The sequence below is a fragment of the Leucobacter aridicollis genome (assembly GCF_024399335.1).
Classification (GTDB): Bacteria; Actinomycetota; Actinomycetes; order Actinomycetales; family Microbacteriaceae; genus Leucobacter; species Leucobacter aridicollis_A.
In genome coordinates this window covers 615,456-638,648 of sequence record NZ_CP075339.1, presented here as the reverse complement: position 1 = coordinate 638,648, position 23,193 = coordinate 615,456, and the positions used below count along the sequence as shown (strand labels likewise).

The following is a 23,193-nucleotide window of genomic DNA, read 5'->3' as shown; positions in this document are numbered from 1 at the left end:
AGGCGAGCGGAGCAGAACCGGCCCAGCACGAACATCTGTCATCTGCAGTAGACATGGAGAACCTGCAACGTCTCAGCATTTCTCCTGCAGATCACAGGCGTACGAGGCGAGCGCCCAGAAGCCCCCTGGAGCCAAACCCTATACATACATGTGTGGCCCCACCAACCGATGGGGCCACACATGTATGTATAGGGCACTGAGGCCCGAGAAGGCTAGGCCTCGACCGCCGCGTCCTCTGCGGGGGCTGCGACGCCGAGCTGCAGCACGCGGGTTGTGCGTTCGAGCGATTCCTTCGCGGCTTCGGGGCGACCGTTGAGGCCCTGGCCGAGAGCGGGCACCTGCTCCTTGAAAACGTTCTCCCACTCAGACGCGTACTCGTCGGGGAAGCAGGTCTTCAGCACACCGAGCATCGCGTGGACCGCTGTCGAAGCGCCGGGCGAGGCTCCGAGCAGGCCGGCGATCGAGCCCTCTGCACCGGTGATGACCTCGGTGCCGAACTGCAGGATGCCGCCGAGCTTGGGATCCTTCTTCATAACCTGGACTCGCTGGCCAGCAGTGACCATCTCCCAGTCCTCGGTGCGCGCGCTCGGCAGGTACTGCCGCAGGGTCTCCATCTGCTTCTCGCGGCTCGCGAGGAGCTCAGACACGAGGTACTTCTCGAGCGAGAACTCCGTGAGGCCGACCTTGATCATCGGGCCGAGGTTGTGCGCACGGATGGAGCCGGGAAGATCCCACCACGAGCCCTTCTTCAGGAAGTTCGGGCTGAACCCTGCGTACGGCCCGAAGAGGATGCTCTTCTTGCCGTCGATGATGCGGGTGTCAAGGTGCGGGACAGACATCGGGGGCGCGCCGACCGCGGCCTTGCCGTAAACCTTCGCGTTGTGCTGCTCGACGATCTCTGGGTTCGAGGTCTTCAGGAACTTACCGCTGATGGGGAAGCCACCGAAGCCCTTGATCTCTGGGATGCCAGATGACTGCAGCAGCGGGAGCGCCCCGCCGCCTGCACCGACGAAGACGAACTTGGTGTTCGTGATCGAGGTGCCGTAGCCGTTGCGGCTGCGAACGTGCACGTCCCAAGTTCCGTCTGCCTTGCGCTTCAGCTTCTGTACCTCGGTCTCGAGGTGCATCTGGGCTCCCTCGCGCTCGAGGTAGCCGAAGAGCTGGCGGGTGAGGGCGCCGAAGTCGACGTCCGTGCCGGCTTCAGACCGGGTGGCGGCGACAACTTCGCTCTTCGCGCGGCGATCGATGACGAGCGGCACCCACTCGGCGATCTTCTCGGGGTCGTCGCTGAACTCCATGTCAGAGAACAGCGGCTCAGTCTTCAGCAGCTCGTAGCGGCGGCGAAGGTAATCAACGTTCTCCTCGCCACGCACAAACGTCATGTGCGGGGTCGGGTTGATGAAGCTTGTCGGTTCAGCGAGGATGCCACGCTCGACGAGGGTTGACCACCACTCGCGCGAGAGCTGGAACTGCTCGTTGATGTTGATCGCCTTATCGGCGGAGAGGCTGCCGTCTTTGCCCTCGGGCATATAGTTCAGCTCGCAGAGCGCGGCGTGGCCGGTGCCCGCGTTGTTCCACCCGTTGGTGCTTTCGGTGGCGACTTCGCTGCGGGACTCGAAGACCTCAATGGTCCAGTCAGGGCGAACCTGCTTGATCAGCGTTCCGAGCGTTGCGCTCATCACGCCGCCGCCGATTAGTACGACATCTACCGTGTTTGTGCTCACGATCTTGTAGTGTACCTCGGATACCGGGGCGCCCGGGTCTCACGGCGCTCAGGGAACCGGGTTTAGCCGATTGCGAGGCGCCGGGCTTCGGCGAGCGTTTCGGCTCTTGAGTCGACGATTCGCGTGTATCCGAGGCGTTCTGCCTCCGCGAGCCGCTGTGGCCCTGAGGTGACCGCGCGAATCTCACCGGCCAGTGAAATTTCACCGAAGGCCGCGAATTCGAGTTCGAGGGGCTTATCAGCGACCGCTGAAATCACTGCAAGCGCGATTGCCAGGTCTGCGGCGGGCTCGGTGAGTTTCACCCCGCCAACTGTCGATACATAGACGTCTTGGTCGTGGAGCCTGACGCGCGCGCGGCGCTCAAGCACCGCGAGAATCATCGCCACTCGCGAAGGATCGACTCCGCTCGTCACGCGTCGCGGGTTCGGCGTCGCACTCGACGCCACAAGCGCCTGGATCTCGACTGGCAACGCGCGCCGCCCCTCCATCGCAACAGTCGCGCAGGTGCCGCTCACGGGCACACTGCCTCGACTGAGAAACAGCCCGCTGGGGTCACTCACTTCGGCAATACCGCCGCCAGTCATCTCGAAGCAACCGACCTCGTCGGTCGGCCCAAAGCGGTTCTTCAGCGTGCGTAGGAACCGCAGTGCGGTGTTGCGGTCGCCTTCAAAGTGGCACACCACGTCGACGAGGTGTTCGAGGAGTCGCGGCCCGGCAACAGACCCGTCTTTCGTGACGTGACCGACAAGGATCACTGGCGTCCCGCGATCCTTCGCCACCCGAATGAGAGCGGCCGCAACCTCGCGCACCTGCGATGGGCCGCCCGCGATGCCCTCGACCTGGTCGCTCGCAAGGGTCTGCACTGAGTCGATGATGATGAGCCCCGGGTCGACAAGCTCGATGTGCCCGAGTACCGACCCCAGGTCAGTCTCTGCTGCGAGATACAGGGTGTCAACGAGCGCGTCGGTACGCTCGGCCCGCATGCGGATCTGGCCCGTCGATTCCTCTCCGCTCACGTACAGCACACGGGCACCGTGGCGGGCGATGCGCGAGGCGACATCGAGCAGCAACGTTGACTTGCCCACGCCAGGCTCACCTGAGAAGAGAATCGCGGCGCCCGGCACGATGCCACCTCCCAGCACGCGGTCAAGCTCAGTGATGCCCGTCTGCCTGTGCTTGACGGAGGCGCCAGAGAGTTCGGTGATCGGCCGAGCCTCACGCCCAGCCTCTGGCGCGGTTGCCTTGGTTGTACGCGCGAGCGAGGCCTTGGCCGCACCACGCAACTCGACGGTGCCCCACTGCTGGCATTCACCGCAGCGACCAACCCATTTCGCAGCCTGCCAGCCACACTCGCTGCAGGCATACGCGCTACTCGTTTTCGCCATGTGTCGAGACTAGCGGCGACCTCCGACACTCCGGCGCGCTCACACCTTTCACCCCGATTAGGTTCTGCAGACACTTTCCCGTAAACTTTTCCGCGGTGACGTGTCCGAGCGGCCGAAGGTGCAACACTCGAAATGTTGTGTAGGCAACCCCTACCGCGGGTTCAAATCCCGCCGTCACCGCCACAGAGAAAACCCCCGTTAGATCGAATGGAAACATTCTGATCGCGGGGGTTTTCCGCATTCTGGCCAGCGGGACGGGCCCACCCTTCGCAAGACAGTCCCTTCCTCGCAAAACAGCCCCCTGCATCCCGTTGGCTAGGTACTCACTTGCAGAAAACGGACTATCCGGCGGCCCGCGGAGGGCCCAGGCTACCGGGCGGACCCCGACCTCCGGGCAAGCCCGAGTCAAGGTCCCGAGGCTTAGACCACTTTCACCGCGATGCAGAGCCTGTTCGTCGCGTGGCCGGCAGTTCCGCGCGCTCCAACACCTCTGTCACGAAGGCCGTCACACGCTCCGTGAGCTGGGCCCGATGCGCGGCCACCATCACGTCGGCCGGCGGGTCGAGCGGCCCCATTGGCCTGAGCGCATTCACCCTCGCATTGCAGTCGAGGTCGATGCACAGGTAGGTCCCGAACGTCGAGCTGTCTTTGTGCTTCGGCGACGTGGGCGCGGTGAACAGCACCACCTGGTCGAACCGTCGCGGGATGCGACAGAATTCACACATCACGGCCCGCCGCACCGAGTTCCGCGTGCGAGTGGTTGTGAGCATCACACCCCGCAGGCCGTGCTCACCCTCGATGAAGAGGTAGCCGCGTTGCGGGGCGCTTGGGTCTCGCCAGCCGAGATAGTCGCGATCCTCCACTGCAGGGGTGAAGCCGTCCCGCGGCATTCTGGCGGTCCTCCGGGTCGACGCGTCGACATTACCCAGTGCATTGCGCAGGGTTGTGAGCGCGTGGGGGCGCATGATTTCTCCTTCGTGAATCGCAATCTCAAGCAATTTGTACACACGTACAGATTACGCAGATAGACTACACGGAGTTCGCGAGAAATGAGGATCAATGGCCTATCTGCCCCGGGAAGAGCGCCGCGCGGCAATCATCGAGGCGACCGTCCGCGTCATGCTCGCGGACGGCCTCGAGGGTGTATCTGCGCGTTCCATCGCGACAGCAGTCGAAGGATCGCCCGGCCTCATCCACCAGCACTTTGAGAGCGTCCCCGCGCTCATCGCGAGCGCCTGGAAGAAGTTCGTCGCCGATAGCCTCGCCGAGTATGACCAAGCTGTCGTCACTGACGGGAAGGATCCCATTCGCGAGTTCTTCGGCAACCATGTCGACCCCGAGCGTGCGGCAGAGGTCAGCCTGTGGGTGAGCGCCTGGGCCTACGCGCTCCGCTCCCGCGAGTTCGGACCCGTCTACGCCGAGACCCTCGGCCAGCTGACCGCGGCCCTCCGCAGCGCAGCCCCTGCGGTCTCTGAACTCGCCGCTGAGCGCACGGTGCTCCTCGGCGTCGCGCTCGCGGGCATGCAGCGCATCGCCCCGGAACAGTATGGCGCCGCGCACCTCGATGACCTCATCGCCGGCTGAGCAGACGCGCACACATCGCACATCACGCTCGACCGCGACTACCCGCACTGGTTGACGTCGCCGCGCACCTGCTGTGGACTAGGGGCATGGTTCTCCTCGCATGGGCTGTCACGTGTGTGGGATTGGCCCTGCTCTTCATCTCCATAAGGATCGTGTTGTGCTCGCACCCCCACGAGCACATCCCGCTCACCGGGCAGCTCGATCCGATGCCGCCTCACGCAGAGTGGACCTACACCGTCGGCCTCGTCCTCACGGTGTCGAGTGGGCTCCTCATTTCTCGCGACGTCGGCCCGTGGAACTTCGTGCTTCTCTTTGCCGCTGTCATTGCCGCAGTCCTGGGCTTCTCACTGCACAATCGCCGGATCGACCGCCGCAATGCCGCTGGGTCCGAGGGCGGCGACGCCTAGCAGCTAGCCGTCGCGCACCACAGGCAGGGATCCTGCTCGCCCCAGACCACATTCCGCGCCCGCGACGCGCCCGAAATCTCAGACAGTGATACGGTTTTCACTGGCCCCGCACACTGGAGCGCGGTACGAACGGCACTGGTCGCCGGGGTACGGAGCGCACTGGCGGGGTCTTTTTCATGTTTTTGATTTTCCGCAGCGGTGCGCCCCTCGCCAGCGCTGCGAGGGCCATCGCACGCGGTATACCCCAGGGGAGAACCCGTGTCATCACCCACTACGCAGCCCGATAATACGGCGCCGGCGAGTCAGTCACAGCCGCGCAAGGGTGGCTTCTTCGGCCACCCGTGGGGGCTCGCAAACCTCGCCGGCGTTGAGATGTGGGAGCGGTTCAGCTTCTACGGCATGCAGGCGCTCCTCGCCTTCTACATTTATTACTCCGTCACCGACGGCGGCCTGGGAATGTCGCAGGCCGCCGCGACGTCGATCGTTGGCGCGTACGGAGGCCTCGTCTACCTCTCTGCTGTGCTTGGAGGCTGGGTCGCTGACCGCGTGCTCGGCGCCGAGCGCACTCTGCTTACGGCCGCATGCCTCATCATGGGAGGCCACCTCGCGCTCGCGCTCGTCCCGGGCGTGCTCGGTCTCGCTATGGGCCTTGTTGGCGTTGCACTCGGCTCCGGCTCATTGAAGACGACGACCTCGACGGTACTCGGCGACCTGTACGACAAGGGCGACCAGCGACGCGACGCCGCGTTCTCGATCTACTACATGGGCGTAAACATTGGCGGGTTCGCTGGCCCGCTGCTCACGAGCGCGCTGTGGGGCTGGAAGGGCTTCCACTGGGGCTTCGGTCTCGCAGCCATCGGCATGGCGGTTGGTCTCGTGCAGTATGTCGCCATGCGCAAGCACACGGTGAGCGAGTCGAGCAGGAAGCCAGCGAACCCGCTGTCTTCAACTCAGAAGCGTGTGTGGTCGGTCATCTTCGTTGTCGCCATCGCGCTCATCGCCCTCGCGCTCTCGCTTGGCGTGATCACCGCAGAGAACCTCTCGACGGTTGTTGTTGTGCTCATCGTGATCGCTGTTGTTGTGCTGTTCACCGTGATTCTTTCAAGCCGCCAGGTCTCCGCTCCCGAGCGCCGTCAGGTGTTCTCGTTCATTCCGCTGTTTCTCGCATCGGCGGTCTTCTGGTCGCTGTCGCAGCAGCAGTTCACGGTGCTCGCCATCTATGCAGACCAGCGCCTGAACCGCACCATCTTTGGGTGGGAGATGCCCCCAAGCATGGTGCAGTCGATCAACCCGATCTTCATCATTATTCTTGCGGGAGTCTTCGCCGCGATGTGGGTGAAGCTTGGCGACAAGCAGCCAAGCACACCGGTGAAGTTTGCGATCGGTACTGCCCTCATGGGCGTCGCTTTCCTGTGCTTCATTCCATTTGCGGGCGGCGCAAACGGCACCGTTCCCTTCCTCGCCTACGTGGTGATCATTCTGCTGCTCACGCTCGCGGAGCTCAGCATCTCCCCCGTCGGCCAGTCGCTCGCGACGAAGCTCGCGCCCCGAGCGTTCCATTCGCAGATGGTTGCGCTGTTCTTCCTGTCGATCTCGCTCGGTTCCGCCGCCTCCGGATCGCTGTCGCGCTTCTACACTCCCGAGAACGAGGTCCCGTACTTCCTCGCGCTCGGTGGCGCGTCGATCGCGGTAGGCGCGATCCTCTTCCTGCTGCGTAAGCCGGTGCTGCGACTCATGGGCGGCATTCGCTAGCGCGAACCCGCGTCACCGCGCGTCGAAGGGCCGGGCAGAAGCTTGAGCTTCTGCCCGGCCCTTCTTGCGTCGCAGCGGGGATACATGGGGCATACGTCGAATGGATTCTTGGGGGAAGCCTCGACGTCCGCGCTGCGGGTCAGGTGGCTAGGGTGTCACGCCGCGCTTCTTCCGCCAGAGCAGCAGGGCCCCGCCGAGCACGAGGAGTCCGCCAGCAACTCCGCCAATGCTCCCGAGCTGCGCGCCAGTGACAGGCAGGCCCCACAGCAGCACCGTGGCGCTGTCTGAGTCCCGGCCCGAGTCATCCGGGTCACCGAACGTGTGGTAATCCACCGTCGCGGTGTTCGTGACGTCGGTTCGATTCGATCCGGCGTTAACTGTCACACCGAGTCTGATCTCTGGTGCATCGGAGGCTCCCTCGGCAGATCCCTTCGGCTGCAGCGGACCGAAGAGCTCGCAGCGGAGCGTTCCACCGTAGCCTCGCTGGTCCTTGCCAGTCACATCGCACTCGCTCCAGTTCGGGAAGGTGTCGGCGTTGCCCTTGCCTGCCCACTCGACCGAGTCGACCTTCAGATCGGCTGGGATCTTGTCGGTGACGACGACACCCTCGGCGGCGCTGTCATCGCTCACGTTCTTCACCGCGAGGGTGTAGTCGAACGACTTGCCCGGCTGCGTGCGTGTGACGCTCGCGTCCTTCTCAATCTCGACCTGCGAGTGGCGCGCGACGCCACAGCCAGCGGTTGCCGGCGGGTAGCTCGCGTTGAACGTCAGCTCGGGGTTGACCGAGAACTGAATCGTCGTGTCACCGCGCCAGGAGAAGTCAAGCTCGCTCGGGTCGAGGATCAACCCGTTGAACACGAACTCTGCCTGTTGCGCCGGAGTCATGACTGTCGAGGTGCCTGGCAGCAGGTAGCCACCTCCTGCGGCGAAGTCGGACGCCTTGAGTGCACGCCATCCTGGGTAGTCGATGCTGACACCTGACGGTGTGAATGCCGATCCAGGCCATGCCTGTGTGGAGGTCCAGCTCGTGCTTCCACCGGGCTCGGTGAGCGTCACCTCAGCCGGTACCGTTTCTGCAGTCGCCCCGTCTGGAGTCCACCGGAAGTTCACCGGCTTGTCCTCAAGCAGCGCTGACTTCGAAACCGACCAGCCAAGCATCGGCGCGTCAGCCACGCAGAGCGTGTAGACGGTTGCCGTGAGATCCCGTACGGGAATCTCTGCCTCGTCGCAGTTGTTGTTTGCATTCGAGTCGCCTGCCATCTCGACGCACGCCGTGTTTGTGAGTTCGTCGAGCGCCGCGGGCGCGGCGGGAGCCGGCGAACCTTGCAGGATCGGTTCCGTCTGCAGGTTCGCTGCTGGGAGGAACTCGACACTGATGCGCACGTCGACTGATTCGCCGATACCGATCTCGCCGATCGTGAGCTCGACATCGTTGCCCTCGTATCCGGGGGCCTCCGTCCACGCGACGTCGGGGTCGACTGTGAGACCCGTGATTCTCAGCCGCTCGTTGACGTCGGAGTCTGTCACCTTGACGTCAGTCGCCGGGGCGGTGCCGTGGTTCGTGACAGTGAGCACGTAGTCGAACGAGTCGCCTGGCTGCACCGAGGTTTCACCCTCTGCGAGCACCGCAGTCTTCTCGATGCCCACGTCCCTGAAGTTCACAGTCACGCAACCGCCATCCTCGGCTGAGAATCCGCCAGAGGTGACGATTCCGAAGTTCGGAACAACGATCCCGGTACCCTCGGTGTCTTCGCAGACACCTGGCTCACCGAGCTCGCCGGGAACCACCTTGACGGTAGCCGAGACGAGGTAGTCGAACTCTGGAATCGATGACTCGCCGTTCTCCTTGACAAACTGTGCTCCGTCCACGAGTCTCCACTCGCCAGTCGCCGGGCGGCGCGGGTTCTGCGGAGCTGGGGTCTGGCTGTTCGCCGCTGCCGCGGACCAGCCGCCGACGGTCTCGACGCCAGCTGGGAGCTGCGGTTCGTCGGCGAGCGAGAAGCTCACGCCAAGCGGGTAGCCCGATTCGATCTCCGGGTATGTCACCGAAACGTTGTAGGCGATGTCGAACGTTCCGTCGCCATTGTCGACCGATGATGCGCCAGTCTTCTCGATTGTCGGGAAGATCGGCTCTGCACAGGCCGTGACTGGCGTCGTGTCGCCGCCGGAGGTGAGCTCAGCGGTGTTCAGGAACCCGCCGTCCCCGCCCTCGGTCGCGCACGCAGTGGAGCCGGACTCGATTGCTGCGGCAGTCACATCGGCGACGACGGAGACCCTGTACTCGTGGGTCGCGCCCGGCGCGATTGCTGCACCCTTCGCGATGTCTGCGCTCCAAGTCGCCTCAGCGAAGTCTCCTCGCGCGCCCGCTGGCCCTGTCCACGAGGCCGACTTCACGTCGATCCCGTCTCCGAAGGCGAGCACGTCGCTGAGGTCGTACTTCGAGGCGAGCCCGTCAGGGTTGTCCTGGCCCTTCGCGGCGAGCGCGACCACGAGGTTGTAGTCGATCCTCCACGTGCCGTCAGCATTCTGGATCGCCCCCGCCACAGTCTTGGAGACCTGCGGCGTCACAGCGTCTGGAACAGGCAGGCATGCGGTGTCGTCACCGATGACTGTGTCGCCCTGGGAGAGCGCCGCGGTGTTGAAGAACCCGGTTCCGGGGCCCTCACAGGCCGCAGCGGTCGTTTCCCCGACGCGCGCCTCCCACGTGACGAGCCACGTGTGGGGTGCATCGCCGGCACCGATTGGAGTGGGCTCTTCGCTGAACGGCGCGCCAGCGGCGATCCCGAGCTCCGCCCCTGCCGGGTCGGTGTCGGTGCGCTGCGCGGTGCCGTCACCGAGGGTGACGCCACCCGAGAACTCAGGGGTATCGCTGAGCGTGTACGACGAGTCGTAGTCGCTCGGGGTGACGGTGAGCGTGTAGCTCACGCGCCACAGCTCAGGATCCATCGCGTCCTGTTCAGCCCCAACCGCGGTCTTCGTGATCGTTGGCAGGTCAGGCTCTGCGCAGGCCTCGACAGGTGTCGTCACAGCGCCAGAGACGAGCTTCGCGGTATTCAAGAATCCGCCAGCTTCGCCGCCGGTGAGGCACTCACCCGCGCCTTCCTCGAGGGCGCCGACTGGCACCTCAGCCGCGACGCTCACCTTGTAGGTGTGCGTGCTTCCCGCCTTGATTCCCTTGCCTGTCGCGATGCTCGCGCTCCAGTCGGCCGCGTCGAAGTCGCCCGAGGCGTCGGCTGGACCCGTCCACGATGCCGACTTCACGTCGATGCCGGCGCCGTAGGCGAGAACGTCGGTGAGGTCGTACTTTGCCGACAGGCCTGCCGGGTTCGCTTCGCCCTTTGGTGCGAGGGTCACGACGAGATCGTAGTCGATCGTCCAGCTACCGTCTGGCTGCTGCGCGGTCTGCGTCACCGTCTTCGAGACCTGCGGGTAGACCCGATCTTCGACTGGCGCGCACGCGCTGTCGTCGTCGATGACTGTCTCTCCCTGCGTGAGCTCTGCGGTGTTGAAGAACCCGGTTCCTGGGCCCTCGCACTCGTTGAGCTCGCCGGAGACGTCCGTTCCGACTCGCGCCTCCCACGTGACGAGCCACGTGTGGGGTGCGTCGCCGGCGCCGATCGCTGTCGGTCCAACGCTGAACGGCTGGCCCGAGGAGATCGCGAACGCGTCCTGCGCAGGGTCGGTGTCAGTGCGCTGGGCGGTTCCATCGCCGAGCTGGATGCCCGCCGCGAAGTCGGGGGTATCCGTCAGCGTGTAGGAGGCGTCAAAGCCGCTCGGGGTCACGGTGAGCAGGTAGCTCACGCTCCAGAGATCAGGATCGGCTTCGTCTTGCACTGCGCCAACCGCGGTCTTCGTGAGTGTTGGCAGCTCAGGCTCTGCACAGGCCTCCACAGGGGTTGTCTTCCCACCGGAGACGAGCTTCGCAGTGTTGAGGAAGCCACCTGAGTCACCCTCGGTGACGCACTCGGTCGTACCGTTCTCTACAGCCTCGCCGGTGACCCGTGCGACGGCTGTCACAGTGTATGTGAGCGTCTCGCCCGCGGCGATTGTCGCCCCGGTTGCGAGGTTCGCCGACCACGTCGTGTCATCGAAGTCGCCCTCGGCGCCCGCCGGCCCGGTCCACGCAGCCGACTGCACGGTGATGCCGGCACCGTACGCGAGTGTGTCGCTGAGGTTGTACTTTGCCGAAAGACCGTCGCGGTTCAACTCGCCCTTGGCGGGGAGCGTCACGGTGAGGTCGTAGGTGACTGTCCAGTCGCCGTTCGGCTCCTGGCTCGCCGACGTGACGTTCTTCGTGACTGTCGGGTCGGCTGGCTTCGGCACGGGGATGCACGCGTCGCTCTCGCTCACGACGTCGTCGCCTTGCACGAGTGCAGCCGAGTTGAAGAAGCCCGACTCTGGCTCGCCGCACGCTGCGTCTGCGGTGGCGACGTCACCAAGACGTGCTTCCCAGCTCACGAGCCACGTGTGCGGCTCGTCGGTTGCGGCGATCGCCACCGGGTCGGCGGTGAACTTTTCACCACTCGTGATGCCCACCGCGGCGCCGGCAGGGTCGGTGTCTGTCCGCTGCGCAGTTCCAGCTCCGAGTGTCACCCCGTCAGCGAACGCCGGCGTATCAGTGAGCGAGTAGAAGGAGTCAGCTGATCCTGGCGTGACTGTGAGCGTGTAGCTCACGTGCCACAGTTCAGGGTCGGTCGCATCCTGCTCGGCGCCGACCGCGGTCTTCGCCACTGTCGGCAGGTCTGGCTCAGCGCACGCACGCACGTCTGTCGTCTTTCCGCCAACGGTGAGCGTTGCAGTGTTCAGGAAGCCCGAGGCTGATCCGTCTGACTCGCAGGTGAGTGTCGATTCCTCGGCCGCCCACGCAGCCGGGTCGATGCTCGCGATTACAGAGACCGTGTACTTATCTTGCGCACCTGCGGCAAGCGCGCGGTTCGTGGCAAGCGTGGCGGTACCGGCTGCATCAAACGCACCTGTCGTTCCTGCAGGGCCAGCCCATGTCGCTGTGTTCACGGTGATGTCGCCGCCAAACTTCAGCGTGTCAGCAAGGGAGTAAGTCGCAGTCACCGGGCTGAGCAGGTTGCTCGCGGTCACGTCGTAGACGATCTCCCACGTGCCGTCTGCAAGCTGCGACACACGGTTCACCGTCTTCGTGATGTCTGCACTACCCGACGGGATCTCCGAACAGACAGTCGACTCGTCAGTGCCGATGCCGTTATCAACGACGGCGGTGTTCCAGAGCCCCGTTTCACCGCCCTCGTCGCACACCAGCGCGGCGGCGTCTGTGCTTGCCGGGAAGACGAACTTGATCGTCACTGTCGCGGTGAGTGCGCCGTTCGGCGGGACGAGGGCGTCGGTGACGAGGGCGCCACTGCCGTTCCAGGCGGACGTCAGGGTTCCGCCAGTGCTGCTCACGCTCTGCGCTTCGAACGTCGCACCATCGGGAAGCTCGCCAAGCGTGTCAGCAAGGTCGATACCCAGGGGGATGTCTGACGGATTCGTCACCACGATCTTGTAGTTGATCGTCCAGGACCCGTCTGCGTTCTGCACTGGCTGAGCTGCGGTCTTCTCAACGGTCGGTGTGGCAGGTTCGCCACAACCGGAGTCGCTTGCCTCGCCGCCGGGGAATGCGATCGTGGCGGTGTTGAAGAACGCACCGCCCTGCTCAGGATCGCATGTCAGCGACGGTTCTTCGGTCGAGCTGTCAAAGCTCGCGATCACTCGGTACGTGTACTCGTGCGTCGCGCCGGCCGCAATCGGCTTGTCGGCGACGGGCGCAGGTGCGCCCACCCAGTTCCCCGACACAACTGTGAATCCTGCCCCCAGATCCGGGGTGTCAGTGAGCGTGTAGGTGCTCGCTACCTGGCCGGGGTTCTTCACCGCGATTGTGTAGTCAATTTGCCAGTCGCCGGTGGCGAGCTGCGCGACGGTGCCGTCGCTCTTCTCGATTGTGAGCGGCGACGGAAGCGCCGTATTCACGATCGTGCAGGCTGCATTGTCACCTGCCCCGAGGTGGAGCGTGTCGTCTGAGTCGACGTCGATGAGCTTTGGCTCGTCGCCGTTCACGACGCACGAAAAGGCAGTGCCGTTCTCGAACCCGGCGGTCGCCGCAGACTCAGTCAGCGAGTACTCGCCTGGCAACACCTCGGTCGCGGCGAAGCCGCCCGCGCCGGAGAGCGCCTCCTGGGTTGCCGGGTACGGTGTGATCGCGCTTCCGTCGTTACCGGTTGCGACGGGTGCGGTCCAGCTCGCGCCGAGCGTCCAGCGCTCGTCGCCGACAGGCACGATCTCGACTTCGTCGTCGATCTGCACCTGCTTGACGAGCTGCAGTGTTGGCTTCGGCTCGTTCACTGCGGTGCACTTCATCCAGCCACCGGGCTGCACGGTCACGCCGCCGTTACGGCCGTCGCTCTGGTTGCTTGCCCACACCGGGTTTCCATCGACAACTGAGGTTGCCGCGACGCAGACCCACGAGCCTGTCGAACCGGCGCCGTGGTTCGCGCCCCACTGGTTCTGTAGCGTCGGGCGCCACTGCTGCGTGTACTTCTTCGCTGCCGAGGTCAGCGCCTCCTCCGCAAGCGGGTAGACAACGCCAGGGGTCACTGCCGCCGTCGCAGCGCCTGAGCCCGAGACTCCCGAGGGGCCAGTGGCCGCACCGCCTGGGGCGATCGCGTCGAGGTTCCAGTCGGTTGCGGGGGTCTCGCCGTCGGCAACCGACTTTTCGAGAGTGAGCTTCGTCTCACACGTCACTGTGTTGGTGATGGTGACGGCGTTCACGCCTTGGTCGCTCGCGAGCGTGAGTTTCACCTTGCCGCCTGGGAGCTCGGGAGTGAACGTTGCAGTGTTCGTGCAGAGCGGCGGCAGTCCGTTCACTGTCTCAGTGACCGCAACTGTCGAGTCGAGCGCAAGGTTTGAGACTGTCTGGCCGAAGTTCACGACTCCGCCTGGAAGCCTGGTGTTGTCGCTGAGCTGCAGGCCTGCGCTGAGCCCGGGGATTGCCGTGGGAGCAACGTTCGGGTCGGTCACTTCTTCGAAGGTGCCGTCTCCGTCAGCGTCGATCTTCCACACTTTGTCCACGCGCAGCTGCGCAGACCTGTCCTGCGCCTGGTTGTAGATCGTGCAGGTCACCGTTGCGTTCTGGATCGGGTCGACGCTGAAGCCTGGATTCGTCGGACTGTCAATGTTTGTGACTGCCACGCTCGCGCCAGTGTCGGTTCGCGTACAGACTGCGTTCTTACCGTTCTGCGGCGCGAGCGTGTGCTCGAGGCCAAGTGTCTCGGTCACGCTCATGCGCCGGTTGGCTTGAGTCGTACCTTCAAAGTTCGAGCGGAAGCCGAGCACACCGGTCGCCCCCGTCAGCCCGGAAGCAGTCGTCGCGAACGTCGTTCCGACCTCGTCGATGCGAACCGCGGCGGCACCCGTCTGTGCGGTGAAGCCCCAGTTGTTCTTCGGTTGCGCGTTGGCAACGGTCCCGCCAACTGGAATGACCTGCTTGACGACGTTCACCGTGCCGTCACAGTTTGCGGAGGCGAGGGCCCGGAGCTGGGCCTCGAGATTGTTCCAGTTGCTCACTTGATAGTAGTCGGAGTTAGCTGTCGGGCCAGAGATGGCCTGGAGATTGTAGGAGTCTCCAGAGACCCCGAGGCCCACTCCGACCGCCATAATCTTCACGTTCTGGGCCTTGATGGCGTTCGCTGACGCGATCGCGTTCTCCATCTCGAAGAAACGCGTCGCCCGTGCGCCGTCGCCGTTCTGACCGTACACGGTGGGAAGACCGTCGGTGATCATGATGACGGCGTCGAGTTGTGGCGCCATTGTGTTCAGTGACCAGAGGCCGGCGTCCCAGTTCGTGTATTGGGTCGAGCTGCTGATTGTGAGGCCGTTTGCCTTGTCCTTCACGGTTTGGGCCTGGGCCGCAGTCGCGACGCTTGTGAGGCCCAAGAAGCTGTTGTTTGCCCCTGGCGCCGGCGACATGGTTCCGAAGGTGTGGAGGGCGACTCGCGATGGGGTGCCTGTGAGCGCACTCACGACTGCCGAGGATGCGTTACGGATCTGCTGGAGCGCACCACTCGTCTGTGAGACCGATGTCGAGAGGTCGACGAGCAGGGCAACGTCGATGCCACACTCGGCGGGGATCGACGGGTTGTTGCGCACGCTCGACCAGGTACCGGAGCTCGCGCGGAGGCTCGAGCCTGTCGGGGGCCTGAAGGTCCGGTCGGCGGCCGAGCCGCCGCTGCGCGCCGCCCCGGTGTAGAAGCTGTAGGGCTCCGCCGTGCCGACCGAGAGGCCATTTGATGAGGTGTTCATCGTGGAGAGAATCGACCAGCCGCCAGGCGCTTCGACTGACCTCACGAGGTATCCGGGGGAACTCGATCCAGATCCCCGTGTTGGCACCTTCATCCAGCACTGGCCCGTCGCGTCGGTCGTACATGTCGCTACGGCAGTCTGGTTCGTCACGTTCGTGAGGCTGGTCGCCTGGAATGCGCTGAAGGCGACGCCTGCAAGGTTTTCACGGCTGTTCAGTCCATTCCTGTCGCCTGTCGCGGCGATCTGGATCAGCCACTCGGAGGCCCCGGGTGCGGTGCCAACGCCGGGGCCGCCGTTGAGCGTCGGAACAGCAGCCGGCGCGATGTCTGCCGCTGCAGCTCGCGGGGCAGCCGCCTTGGCTTCGCCTCCCGCGGAACCGTCGTCGCTCGGCGCCTCCGCCTGGGGTTCCGGCGTGCTTTCCTCGTCGCTTGGAACAACGGGAGCTGCGGGCGGTGTCTCGCCTGTCTCGGTTCCCGAGTCAGTTCCTGGGTCGGTCTCCGGCGCCTCCGTCGTTTCCGGCCCGGTTGTCTCGACTGTTGGCTGATCAGCGGGGGGCGTTGTCACGGCGTATGCCGCTGTCGGCAGACCCGTGTAAATCACCGCGCCCGCGAGCACCATCGCAACCAGGCGACCAATGCTCCGCCTTCGCGCTCTGGCAGACGCTCCCGCCAATCGAAATTGCTGACCCCGTCGTGACATGCGAATTCCCCGTCCCCAATGATGCTGCAGTAATCGTTGGGTCCCAGAGAACCCATAGCGTACTCGTTGACGATAAGCGTCAGGATTCACAAAATCAAGTCCGACGATTCTGCCTTGTCGATGAACATTCGATGACTGGCAAGCGTGACAGATGTCTCCGATACTCACCCACATTGGCGGTAGTTGCCCATTGAAATCAAACCTGAACTGGACTTTTCATCAACACACAATCAGTTCCGCAGCTCGGAACTGAGTGGTTCAGTTCATGCGTTCCGCCCAGCAGAACTCGCCTCTGAAGTCTCTACGGAAGTGGTCGGCGTGTCAAGATCGTTACCAATGGCGAATCGAGGAAGTTCCCAACCTCGATCGGGCAAGATGAGGAGCACTATGAGCCCAAGAAATCTGTTCCGCCTGTTCGCGACCGCGGAGGTCATCACCTGGGCCGGCCTGATCGCCGCGCTCATCCTCAGGGCGACTGGTATCACCGCCGGCGCGGTCCCGATCGCCGGCGGCATTCACGGCTTCGTATTTCTCGCCTACTGTGTCTCGACAGTGTTTGTGTGGATCAACCAGCGCTGGAAGCCCGGTCTCGGCATCACCGGCCTGCTCCTTGCAATCGTGCCATTTGCGACCTACCCGTTCGAACGCGCCGTCGACAAGCGCGGCCTCCTTGCCGGCCCTTGGCGCCTCGCCCCCGGCGGCGAAGCCCCAAGCGGCTTCGTTGAGCATGTCCAGGCGTGGATCCTGCGTCGACCGATCCTCTCGATCGGCCTGATCGCGATCCTCGTGGTGATTGTGTTCCTTGTACTCCTCTGGTTGGGCCCCCCGGTGCCCAAGGGTTAGGATCTCCAAAAGGAGCACAATCATGAGCAATCTTGAGGCACAGCCCGAAGAAACTGTCTGCGCTGCAGGCCCAGGCACCGCGGGCGCTGTAGAGGTACTTGAACCGAGGGAGGTGCCGCTTGGCGGCCTCCGAGGCATGCCGGTGCGCCGCACACTCCCCCAGCGGGGTCGCAGCCTCATCGGCGCCTGGTGCTTTCTCGACCACTACGGCCCCGATGATGTCGCAGAGTCAGGCGGCATGCAGGTTCGCGCACATCCCCACACGGGACTGTAGACCGCGAGTTGGCTCTTTTCGGGCACCATCGAGCACCGCGACAGCGCGGGCAACCACGCGATGGTTCGCCCCGGCGAGCTGAATCTCATGACCGCTGGCTCAGGAATCAGCCACTCCGAGCGTTCAACCCCCGACACCACACTGCTGCACGGCGCACAGCTCTGGATCGCGCTCCCCGCACACGCGCGCGGCATCGCAAAGCGGTTCGACCACTACGTGCCACCGCTTCTCACCGGCGACGGCTACACGGCTCAGGTGTTCCTCGGCTCGCTGCTCGGGCAGCACTCCCCCGTCGAGACACACACGCCGCTCGTTGGGGCCGAGCTCACCCTCGAGGCGGGAACGAGCCTCACTCTCGAAGTTGAGCCGACCCACGAGCACGGTCTGCTCGTTGACACCGGCTCGGCAACGCTCTCACCTGACAAGGCCGAAGGTACATCGCTCCGCGCAAATGACCTCGGCTTTGCCGCTGCCGGGTGCGCTGAGCTCACGATCACCGCTGGAGCAGACGGCGCACACCTCCTCCTCATCGGTGGCGCGCCATTCGAGGACGAGCTCGTAATGTGGTGGAACTTCATCGGCGGCTCCCACGAGGAGGTCGCCGCCGCACGCGACGCGTGGCAGGAGACGATCAGCACCCGGAAACCCGACGCCGCTGATCGGTTCGGACTGCCAGATGACGAGCCAGAGCCACCACTTCCCGCACCAGAGCTGCCGACAGCGCGGCTGGTGCCGCGGAGCAAGCTCGGCCCGCTTCCTGCCACAACAGTGACGCTCGCAACGGCAAACAGCGGCGCAACTTCAAGTTCACAATCGCAACAGTCTTCCGAGGAGGCGCCCATGTCCGAAGCACCAGAGCAGGTACGAGTCGCGCACGAGCCCGACGACGTACGGTACGCCATCTACCTCGGCGAGACGCTCGCCGGCTTCACTGAGTACCGGGTGCCAGCTCGCGGCAACGCCCGCGCGTTCGTTCACACCGAGGTCAGCCCCGAGTTCGGCGGCCGCGGCCTCGCCGGTACGCTTGTCACTGAAGCCATGGCTGACACGCGCGCCGCTGGAATGCGCATCGTTCCGTATTGCCCCTACGTGTCGGCGTGGCTGAAGAAGCACCCCGAGTACGAGGAGATCGTCGATTGGCCGAACACCTAGCCGAGCCCATTCGGGTCAGCGCTGTCGTCATTCGCGACGCTGAGGGCAGGGTCCTCAACGTCAGAAAGCGCGGAACCGATTCGCTCATGCTTCCCGGCGGAAAACCGGAGACCGGCGAGGATCCCCGAGACACCGCAATCCGCGAGTTCCGAGAGGAACTCGGAGTGGAACTCGATCCGCTCCGTCTTCGCGGCCTCGGGCAGTTCCGCTCCCCAGCCGCCAACGAGCCCGAGCGCGACGTCATCGCGCACGTGTTCGAGCATCCCTACGTCGCGGTTGACCGCCCACTCGCCGAGATTGAACATCTCGAATGGGCAGACCCACACGAAGAGAACCCCGCGATGGCGCCGCTCAACATCGAGCACATCTTCCCAGCCCTCGCACGACCCGAACGCCCAGCGCAGCGCCTTGCGGTGTTCACAGGGTCGGCGTTCGGTAACTCCGACGCCTTCGCCACTGGTGCGCGCGAATTCGGCGGTGCGATGGCGCGAGCGGGCATCGAACTCGTCTACGGTGGCGGCAAGGTCGGCCTCATGGGCACTGTTGCCGACGCCGTGCTCGACGCAGGAGGCAGCGCGTTCGGCGTCATCACGGAAGCGCTGCTCAACGGCGAGACCGGACACACGGGGCTCACCCGTCTTGAGGTCGTTGCGTCGATGCCAGATCGCAAGCGCCGAATGGCTGAACTCACCGATGCCTTCGTCGCGCTTCCGGGTGGCCCAGGAACCCTCGAGGAGATCTTCGAGGTGTGGACGTGGGTGACGCTCGGCATCCACACGAAGCCTGTGGCGCTCTACGACATCGAGGGATACTGGCAGCCGCTCATGGGCGCGATCGACGCGATGGTCGACGCTGGGTTCTCAAAGCCTGAGGCAAGGGGCGCACTGATCGTCGCGACCGAGCCGGCCGAGCTCTTCGCGAAGATCGGCGAGTGGCAGCCACCGCGGCCCAAGTGGTCGTAGCCGCAATTTCTCATCTCGCCGAGTAGCCGCTTTCCTGACGCAGCCGGCGTAACTTCCATTACGCTGAGTGCATGAACGACGCTGCGCACCAGCCTCATCCCAGCGCCTCGCCCGCACACGCGGAGACGCCAGCCTCCCTGGCGCCGGTACGCACACACACTGGCATACCCCCTTCGCTCACCGTGCTGCTCGGTCTCGCGGCAGCCGTCATCGTGCTCGCTGGGGTGTCGTTTGCGCGCGAGGTGATTGGCCCGCTCGCCCTCGCAGCGGTGATCGTCATCATCTGTTCGCCGGTGCGGCGCCCGCTCGACCGCCGCGGCGTGCCGAGCTGGGTGTCGACATCGGTCGTCGTTGCGCTCTCATGGGCGATCCTGCTTGTGCTCGCCGCCATGCTTGCGTTCGCGACTGCCGAGTTCACGCAGCTCGTCATCGCCTACAGCGCAGACCTGCGGGCAACTGCCGACGCGCTCTTCGAGTTTTTCACCTCGCTGGGCCTGAGCGATCAGTTCACCGACGCCATCACCTCGGTGCTCACGCCGTCAACGATTGTCCAGTACGCGACATCGCTTGGTAGCAGTATCCTTGGCGTGCTGACGGCGCTGTTCTTCATCTTCGCCTACGCGATATTCATGGCTGCCGACGCCGGCCGCTTCGCACGGGCCACGCGAGAGTTTGGGCCGTCGGCCGGCCCTCGCGTGCGGCGCTTCGCAAACTTCAACAGCAACGTGCGCCGCTACTACGTCGTGAACGCGGCGTTCGGTCTCCTCGTCGCGGTCGTCGATGGTCTCGCCCTCTGGGCACTCGGCATCCCAGCTCCCCTCGTGTGGGCCATCCTCTCGTTCGTTACGAACTTCGTTCCGAACATCGGCTTCGTGCTCGGCCTCGTGCCGCCCGCAATTCTCGCGCTCGTTGTCGGTGGGTGGCCGCTGATGCTCGCGGTGGTCGCGGTCTATGCAGTCGCGAACGTGCTGCTCCAGGTGCTCATCCAGCCCAAGTTCGTCAGCGACGCCGTGAGCTTGAGCCTGACGCTCAGCTTTGTGTCAGTGCTCTTCTGGACGTTCATCATCGGACCGCTCGGCGCCATCCTTGCGATCCCGCTGACGCTCCTCGTCCGCGCGCTCATCCTTGAGCGCGACCCGAACATGGGGTGGCTGCGATGGCTTTCTGGCGACAACCTCACCGCCGAATCCGGTAGACCAGCCGCCGACTAGCTGCGGCCGGAGCACGGTGTGCCATCGGCAGATCCTTCGCTAGCTACGTGCGCCGGGTTTAGCCGCGGGCGCGATGCCGCCGAACCGCCGCGCGGTTTGCGCACCGCACCGAGCAGTAGCGCTGCCTGCCATTGCGGGTCACATCGACGACCACGTGGGTGCACGGTTCCGCCGCGCATCGTCCAAGTCGGGTGACTCCGCGCGTCGTGAGATGCAGGGCCGTTCCGACAGGGATCACTGAGCGCAGTACCCCTGGGAGTGATTGCCTGTCGTCGCGGTAGTGGAGGTGCCAGCCCTCGCCGTCGTGGTTCACGAGCTGCGGAAACGCGGCCGCGTCGGCCATCTGCCGATTGAGAATCTCGGCGCGGCGCTCTGGGTTCTCGGCGTCGACAACTCTGAGCCATTCATCGATCACGGCACGTACCGCTGCATGGTCTCCGTCATCCACGGCGAAGCGCATCGTCATGCCGAACTCGCGCGTTCGCTCCTCGATCCCTGAGCGATCCACCGGCCAGTCGTTGGCGAGCGAAGCCGCGAGCAGCACAGCGTAGGTGCCGTAAGGGTTGAGATGCATAAGGGCATTACATCACGCTTGTCTCATGAGCACCACCGCACCAATCACTCGCCAGCCCGGTACCACCCCGCACGCGACTTCCGCCGAACCTGGCACTCAACCTGTCGCCAACGGCTCAGGCGCCCCACAGACCTCGCACACAGCCGAACAAGCCCGCCGCGCACACGAACACTCGTGGCGCACGGAGTCGCACCATTCGACGTCAGAGGGCATCGTGCGCTACGTGCGCTGCGCTCGCTGCGGCGCGCATCGGGTCGAACTGCGCCCACTCGCCCCCAACCAGTTGCACGCATGACCGCTTGACCGGGTGCCAGCCCTCGCGGACCAGGCAGCCGTGGAACCCGCATATGGGCGTGCGGTTTGGCGCCTAGCGCAGACGGTCCTCCCAGAACGCGCGCAGCTGGCGGCTCTTCGTGAAAACAATCTCGTCCCACTCCTCGTCGGTAGTCGAGCTGTCAGCAAAGTCGGACGGAACCTTAAACACCTGCAGCGGCACCTCAAACCGGGCGCACAGTGCCCCGTAGGCATACCCCTCCATGTCGACGAGTTGAGCACCGAGGCCGGCAATGTGGGCACGCTGCGCGTCGTCCTTCACAAACTGGTCCCCAGTCGCCATGGTGGCGGTCTCCTCAAGCAGCACATCCCCACCCGGAATGAGAGTCGCAGACGGCAACGAAAAGTCGTGCTGCACGAGCGCGGTCACCTGGTACACAGTGTCGAGAGACAGCCGATCTGTGTCCTCCCCAACGACGCCTGCGGTTCCGAGCACGACGACGCGCCCCACGTCGCCGACGCTAAGCTCCTTGGCGAGCGACACAGCAGCATTGATCTTGCCGACGCCGGTCACCAGGTGCGGCACGTCAGCGAAGGCAGACGCCTCGTCACCGTGGGCAAACACGAGCAAGGTACGGTTGGCTGTCATGAAGTCTCCTCATAGTCAAAGCGGCGAAACGCTGCAGCGCGGGGGCTTCGAGCGGTGCTCTCAGGCGCGATCGCAAGCCCCGGAAACCAAGGCTATCGCGCAAAGTCAGCCGCTGATTTGCGCGGGCTGCGCAAGCGAAGCGAAATCATCACTGGTGTTTTTCGAAGACTTGTTCTAAGATATTCAACAGAGCTTGCAAGCGACCGCGATTTCGTCCAGTGCAGGGCCAGTCTTCATTCCAGCGAAGTGCGCAGCAGCTCACCAAGATCCGCATGGATCGACCGCCTCAATCGAGGCCAAGCACGCACATGTGTCTGCACTCAGCACAGCGTGCTCATTACCGCCGCTCGTCATGACGACTACGCGGCTTCGAAAGGACCTATCACTATGCATACGCAGAACATCACCCCCATCCGCCCAGCGCCGCGTACTCCGTACCACTCGCTCGGCGAAGGCGCAAAGATGCGGATTCCCGCGTGGGCACAACACCGCTCCGTGTACCGCAGCGCGGGCCGCACGCTCTACGTTGTCGAGACCGACACACTCGCAGACGCCCGCCGTGACCTCGTCCGACTGGACAAGGCAGGCTGGGACGTCGCTGTCGAAGCAGCCGGCACCAACGCGCGCATCGCGCTCAGCCGCGCCGCGTAGTCGAGCCGATCAACCACCGGTCGTGTAGCGACGCAGCCGCGTAGCCGCGCAACCGCTTGAAATGCCCCGTCGATCCTGACCGGATCGGCGGGGCATGTGCGTTCCCACCTCCTGGGTGCTACTCCGGTCGCCCCGTAGCTGCGCGTCACATTCGGCTGCGCGCCCCACCCGCGAGGCTACACTTGCGGCATGAGTGACGTTGAGCTTGCCGCAGTAGAGAGTTTCGCCCTTGACCACACGAAGGTGCTCGCGCCGTACGTCAGACTCATCGGCGTCGAACGCGGCCCGAAGGGCGACGCGATCTCGAACTTTGACATTCGCCTCGTGCAGCCAAACGCCGGCGAGATCCCGACAGCCGGTCTCCACACCATCGAGCACACAATCGCCGCGCTCCTGCGCACACGGTTCGACGGCCTCATCGACATTTCGCCCTTCGGCTGCCGGACGGGCTTCCACATGATCGTGTGGGGTGAGCCAAGCTCAGCGGAGGTCGCGTCGGCTATCAAGTCCTCGCTGACCGACCTCGTCGAGAAGGTCGAGTGGGAAGACGTGCCTGGCACCACCGCCGAGAGCTGCGGCAACTACCGAGATCACAGCCTGCACTCTGCCAAGGAATGGTCGAAGCAGGTGCTCGAACAGGGCATCAGCGTCGACGCGTTCGACCGCAGCGTCATCGCGTAACCAGCACGCGCGCGGCCGCGGTGAGTGGCGACCCGCTCCCCCACTGGCAGCAAGATGCGCAGCGT

General features: G+C 64.6%; 17 protein-coding genes, 1 tRNA gene and 1 pseudogene. 13 read left to right on the top strand and 6 right to left on the bottom strand.

Annotated elements, in window-relative coordinates:
- Nucleotides 1-212: 212 nt before the first annotated feature.
- Entirely contained in the window at nt 213-1,724 is a 1,512-nt protein-coding gene (locus KI794_RS02745) for a malate:quinone oxidoreductase (RefSeq protein WP_119282015.1), read from the bottom strand.
- A 62-nt stretch (nt 1,725-1,786) separates the two neighbouring features.
- Nucleotides 1,787-3,109 carry a DNA repair protein RadA gene (radA, locus tag KI794_RS02740; protein WP_255809048.1) on the bottom strand — a complete coding sequence of 441 codons (1,323 nt, stop codon included), beginning with the start codon at nt 3,107-3,109 and terminating at the stop codon, nt 1,787-1,789.
- 94 nt (nt 3,110-3,203) lie between these two features.
- Between radA and KI794_RS02735 the strand changes: the two genes are divergently transcribed.
- Nucleotides 3,204-3,292 (top strand) — tRNA-Ser (locus KI794_RS02735).
- A 248-nt stretch (nt 3,293-3,540) separates the two neighbouring features.
- On the opposite strand, the gene KI794_RS02730 is transcribed toward KI794_RS02735, so the two are convergent.
- Nucleotides 3,541-4,074 carry an FBP domain-containing protein gene (locus KI794_RS02730; protein WP_255809047.1) on the bottom strand — a complete coding sequence of 178 codons (534 nt, stop codon included), beginning with the start codon at nt 4,072-4,074 and terminating at the stop codon, nt 3,541-3,543.
- A gap of 94 nt (nt 4,075-4,168) precedes the next feature.
- Here KI794_RS02730 and KI794_RS02725 point away from each other — a divergent pair, with 94 nt between their 5' ends.
- The 3 genes from KI794_RS02725 (at nt 4,169) to KI794_RS02715 (ending at nt 6,852) form a co-directional block, all read left to right on the top strand.
- Entirely contained in the window at nt 4,169-4,693 is a 525-nt protein-coding gene (locus tag KI794_RS02725; RefSeq protein WP_255809046.1) for a TetR/AcrR family transcriptional regulator, read from the top strand.
- 86 nt (nt 4,694-4,779) lie between these two features.
- Complete coding sequence (locus tag KI794_RS02720; RefSeq protein WP_255809045.1) at nt 4,780-5,100, top strand: hypothetical protein; 321 nt, start codon at nt 4,780-4,782, stop codon at nt 5,098-5,100.
- A gap of 258 nt (nt 5,101-5,358) precedes the next feature.
- Nucleotides 5,359-6,852, top strand: a complete 1,494-nt coding sequence (locus KI794_RS02715) for a peptide MFS transporter (protein ID WP_255809044.1) — start codon at nt 5,359-5,361, stop codon at nt 6,850-6,852.
- 147 nt (nt 6,853-6,999) lie between these two features.
- Here KI794_RS02715 and KI794_RS02710 read toward each other — a convergent pair whose 3' ends face one another.
- Complete coding sequence (locus KI794_RS02710) at nt 7,000-15,777, bottom strand: VWA domain-containing protein (protein WP_255809043.1); 8,778 nt, start codon at nt 15,775-15,777, stop codon at nt 7,000-7,002.
- A 468-nt stretch (nt 15,778-16,245) separates the two neighbouring features.
- On the opposite strand from KI794_RS02710, the gene KI794_RS02705 reads away from it, so the two are divergent.
- The 6 genes and pseudogenes from KI794_RS02705 (at nt 16,246) to KI794_RS02685 (ending at nt 20,300) form a co-directional block, all read left to right on the top strand.
- The gene (locus KI794_RS02705) at nt 16,246-16,701 is read left to right on the top strand and encodes a DUF3817 domain-containing protein (protein ID WP_119282008.1); all 456 of its coding nucleotides are present in this window, start codon (nt 16,246-16,248) and stop codon (nt 16,699-16,701) included.
- A gap of 22 nt (nt 16,702-16,723) precedes the next feature.
- A complete protein-coding gene (locus tag KI794_RS16260; protein WP_370647849.1) occupies nt 16,724-16,975 on the top strand; it encodes a hypothetical protein in 252 nt (83 codons plus the stop codon).
- Between the two features lie 15 nt (nt 16,976-16,990).
- A pseudogene (locus KI794_RS16255) lies at nt 16,991-17,590 on the top strand (pirin family protein); the annotation flags it as partial.
- Between the two features lie 225 nt (nt 17,591-17,815).
- The gene (locus KI794_RS02695) at nt 17,816-18,127 is read left to right on the top strand and encodes a GNAT family N-acetyltransferase (protein WP_255809721.1); all 312 of its coding nucleotides are present in this window, start codon (nt 17,816-17,818) and stop codon (nt 18,125-18,127) included.
- Entirely contained in the window at nt 18,112-19,089 is a 978-nt protein-coding gene (locus tag KI794_RS02690) for a TIGR00730 family Rossman fold protein (RefSeq protein WP_255809042.1), read from the top strand. Before KI794_RS02695 ends, KI794_RS02690 begins: the two co-directional genes overlap by 16 nt.
- 71 nt (nt 19,090-19,160) lie before the next feature.
- Entirely contained in the window at nt 19,161-20,300 is a 1,140-nt protein-coding gene (locus tag KI794_RS02685) for an AI-2E family transporter (protein WP_255809041.1), read from the top strand.
- A 58-nt stretch (nt 20,301-20,358) separates the two neighbouring features.
- Here the strand turns inward: KI794_RS02685 and KI794_RS02680 are convergent, their stop codons facing one another.
- Nucleotides 20,359-20,874 carry a CGNR zinc finger domain-containing protein gene (locus tag KI794_RS02680; RefSeq protein ID WP_119282005.1) on the bottom strand — a complete coding sequence of 172 codons (516 nt, stop codon included), beginning with the start codon at nt 20,872-20,874 and terminating at the stop codon, nt 20,359-20,361.
- 25 nt (nt 20,875-20,899) lie between these two features.
- Between KI794_RS02680 and KI794_RS02675 the strand changes: the two genes are divergently transcribed.
- Nucleotides 20,900-21,169, top strand: a complete 270-nt coding sequence (locus tag KI794_RS02675; RefSeq protein ID WP_255809040.1) for a hypothetical protein — start codon at nt 20,900-20,902, stop codon at nt 21,167-21,169.
- Between the two features lie 72 nt (nt 21,170-21,241).
- Here the strand turns inward: KI794_RS02675 and KI794_RS02670 are convergent, their stop codons facing one another.
- Nucleotides 21,242-21,796 carry a phosphorylase family protein gene (locus tag KI794_RS02670; protein WP_119282003.1) on the bottom strand — a complete coding sequence of 185 codons (555 nt, stop codon included), beginning with the start codon at nt 21,794-21,796 and terminating at the stop codon, nt 21,242-21,244.
- A gap of 387 nt (nt 21,797-22,183) precedes the next feature.
- On the opposite strand from KI794_RS02670, the gene KI794_RS02665 reads away from it, so the two are divergent.
- Both KI794_RS02665 and KI794_RS02660 read left to right on the top strand, forming a co-directional pair.
- On the top strand, nt 22,184-22,447 hold the full coding sequence (locus tag KI794_RS02665) for a hypothetical protein (protein WP_119282002.1): 264 nt from the start codon (nt 22,184-22,186) through the stop codon (nt 22,445-22,447).
- A 189-nt stretch (nt 22,448-22,636) separates the two neighbouring features.
- Nucleotides 22,637-23,128, top strand: coding sequence for an S-ribosylhomocysteine lyase (locus KI794_RS02660; protein WP_119282001.1), 492 nt, complete (start codon nt 22,637-22,639; stop codon nt 23,126-23,128).
- Nucleotides 23,129-23,193: the final 65 nt, after the last annotated feature.

Coding starts and splice junctions, on each gene's coding strand:
- radA (WP_255809048.1), bottom strand. CDS start 3,109: ATGGCGAAAACGAGTAGCGCGTATGCCTGCAGCGAGTGTGGCTGGCAG.
- KI794_RS02730 (WP_255809047.1), bottom strand. CDS start 4,074: ATGCGCCCCCACGCGCTCACAACCCTGCGCAATGCACTGGGTAATGTC.
- KI794_RS02725 (WP_255809046.1), top strand. CDS start 4,169: ATGGCCTATCTGCCCCGGGAAGAGCGCCGCGCGGCAATCATCGAGGCG.
- KI794_RS02720 (WP_255809045.1), top strand. CDS start 4,780: ATGGTTCTCCTCGCATGGGCTGTCACGTGTGTGGGATTGGCCCTGCTC.
- KI794_RS02710 (WP_255809043.1), bottom strand. CDS start 15,777: ATGGTGCTCGCGGGCGCGGTGATTTACACGGGTCTGCCGACAGCGGCA.
- KI794_RS02705 (WP_119282008.1), top strand. CDS start 16,246: ATGAGCCCAAGAAATCTGTTCCGCCTGTTCGCGACCGCGGAGGTCATC.
- KI794_RS16260 (WP_370647849.1), top strand. CDS start 16,724: ATGAGCAATCTTGAGGCACAGCCCGAAGAAACTGTCTGCGCTGCAGGC.
- KI794_RS02695 (WP_255809721.1), top strand. CDS start 17,816: ATGTCCGAAGCACCAGAGCAGGTACGAGTCGCGCACGAGCCCGACGAC.
- KI794_RS02685 (WP_255809041.1), top strand. CDS start 19,161: ATGAACGACGCTGCGCACCAGCCTCATCCCAGCGCCTCGCCCGCACAC.
- KI794_RS02680 (WP_119282005.1), bottom strand. CDS start 20,874: ATGCATCTCAACCCTTACGGCACCTACGCTGTGCTGCTCGCGGCTTCG.
- KI794_RS02675 (WP_255809040.1), top strand. CDS start 20,900: ATGAGCACCACCGCACCAATCACTCGCCAGCCCGGTACCACCCCGCAC.
- KI794_RS02670 (WP_119282003.1), bottom strand. CDS start 21,796: ATGACAGCCAACCGTACCTTGCTCGTGTTTGCCCACGGTGACGAGGCG.
- KI794_RS02665 (WP_119282002.1), top strand. CDS start 22,184: ATGCATACGCAGAACATCACCCCCATCCGCCCAGCGCCGCGTACTCCG.
- KI794_RS02660 (WP_119282001.1), top strand. CDS start 22,637: ATGAGTGACGTTGAGCTTGCCGCAGTAGAGAGTTTCGCCCTTGACCAC.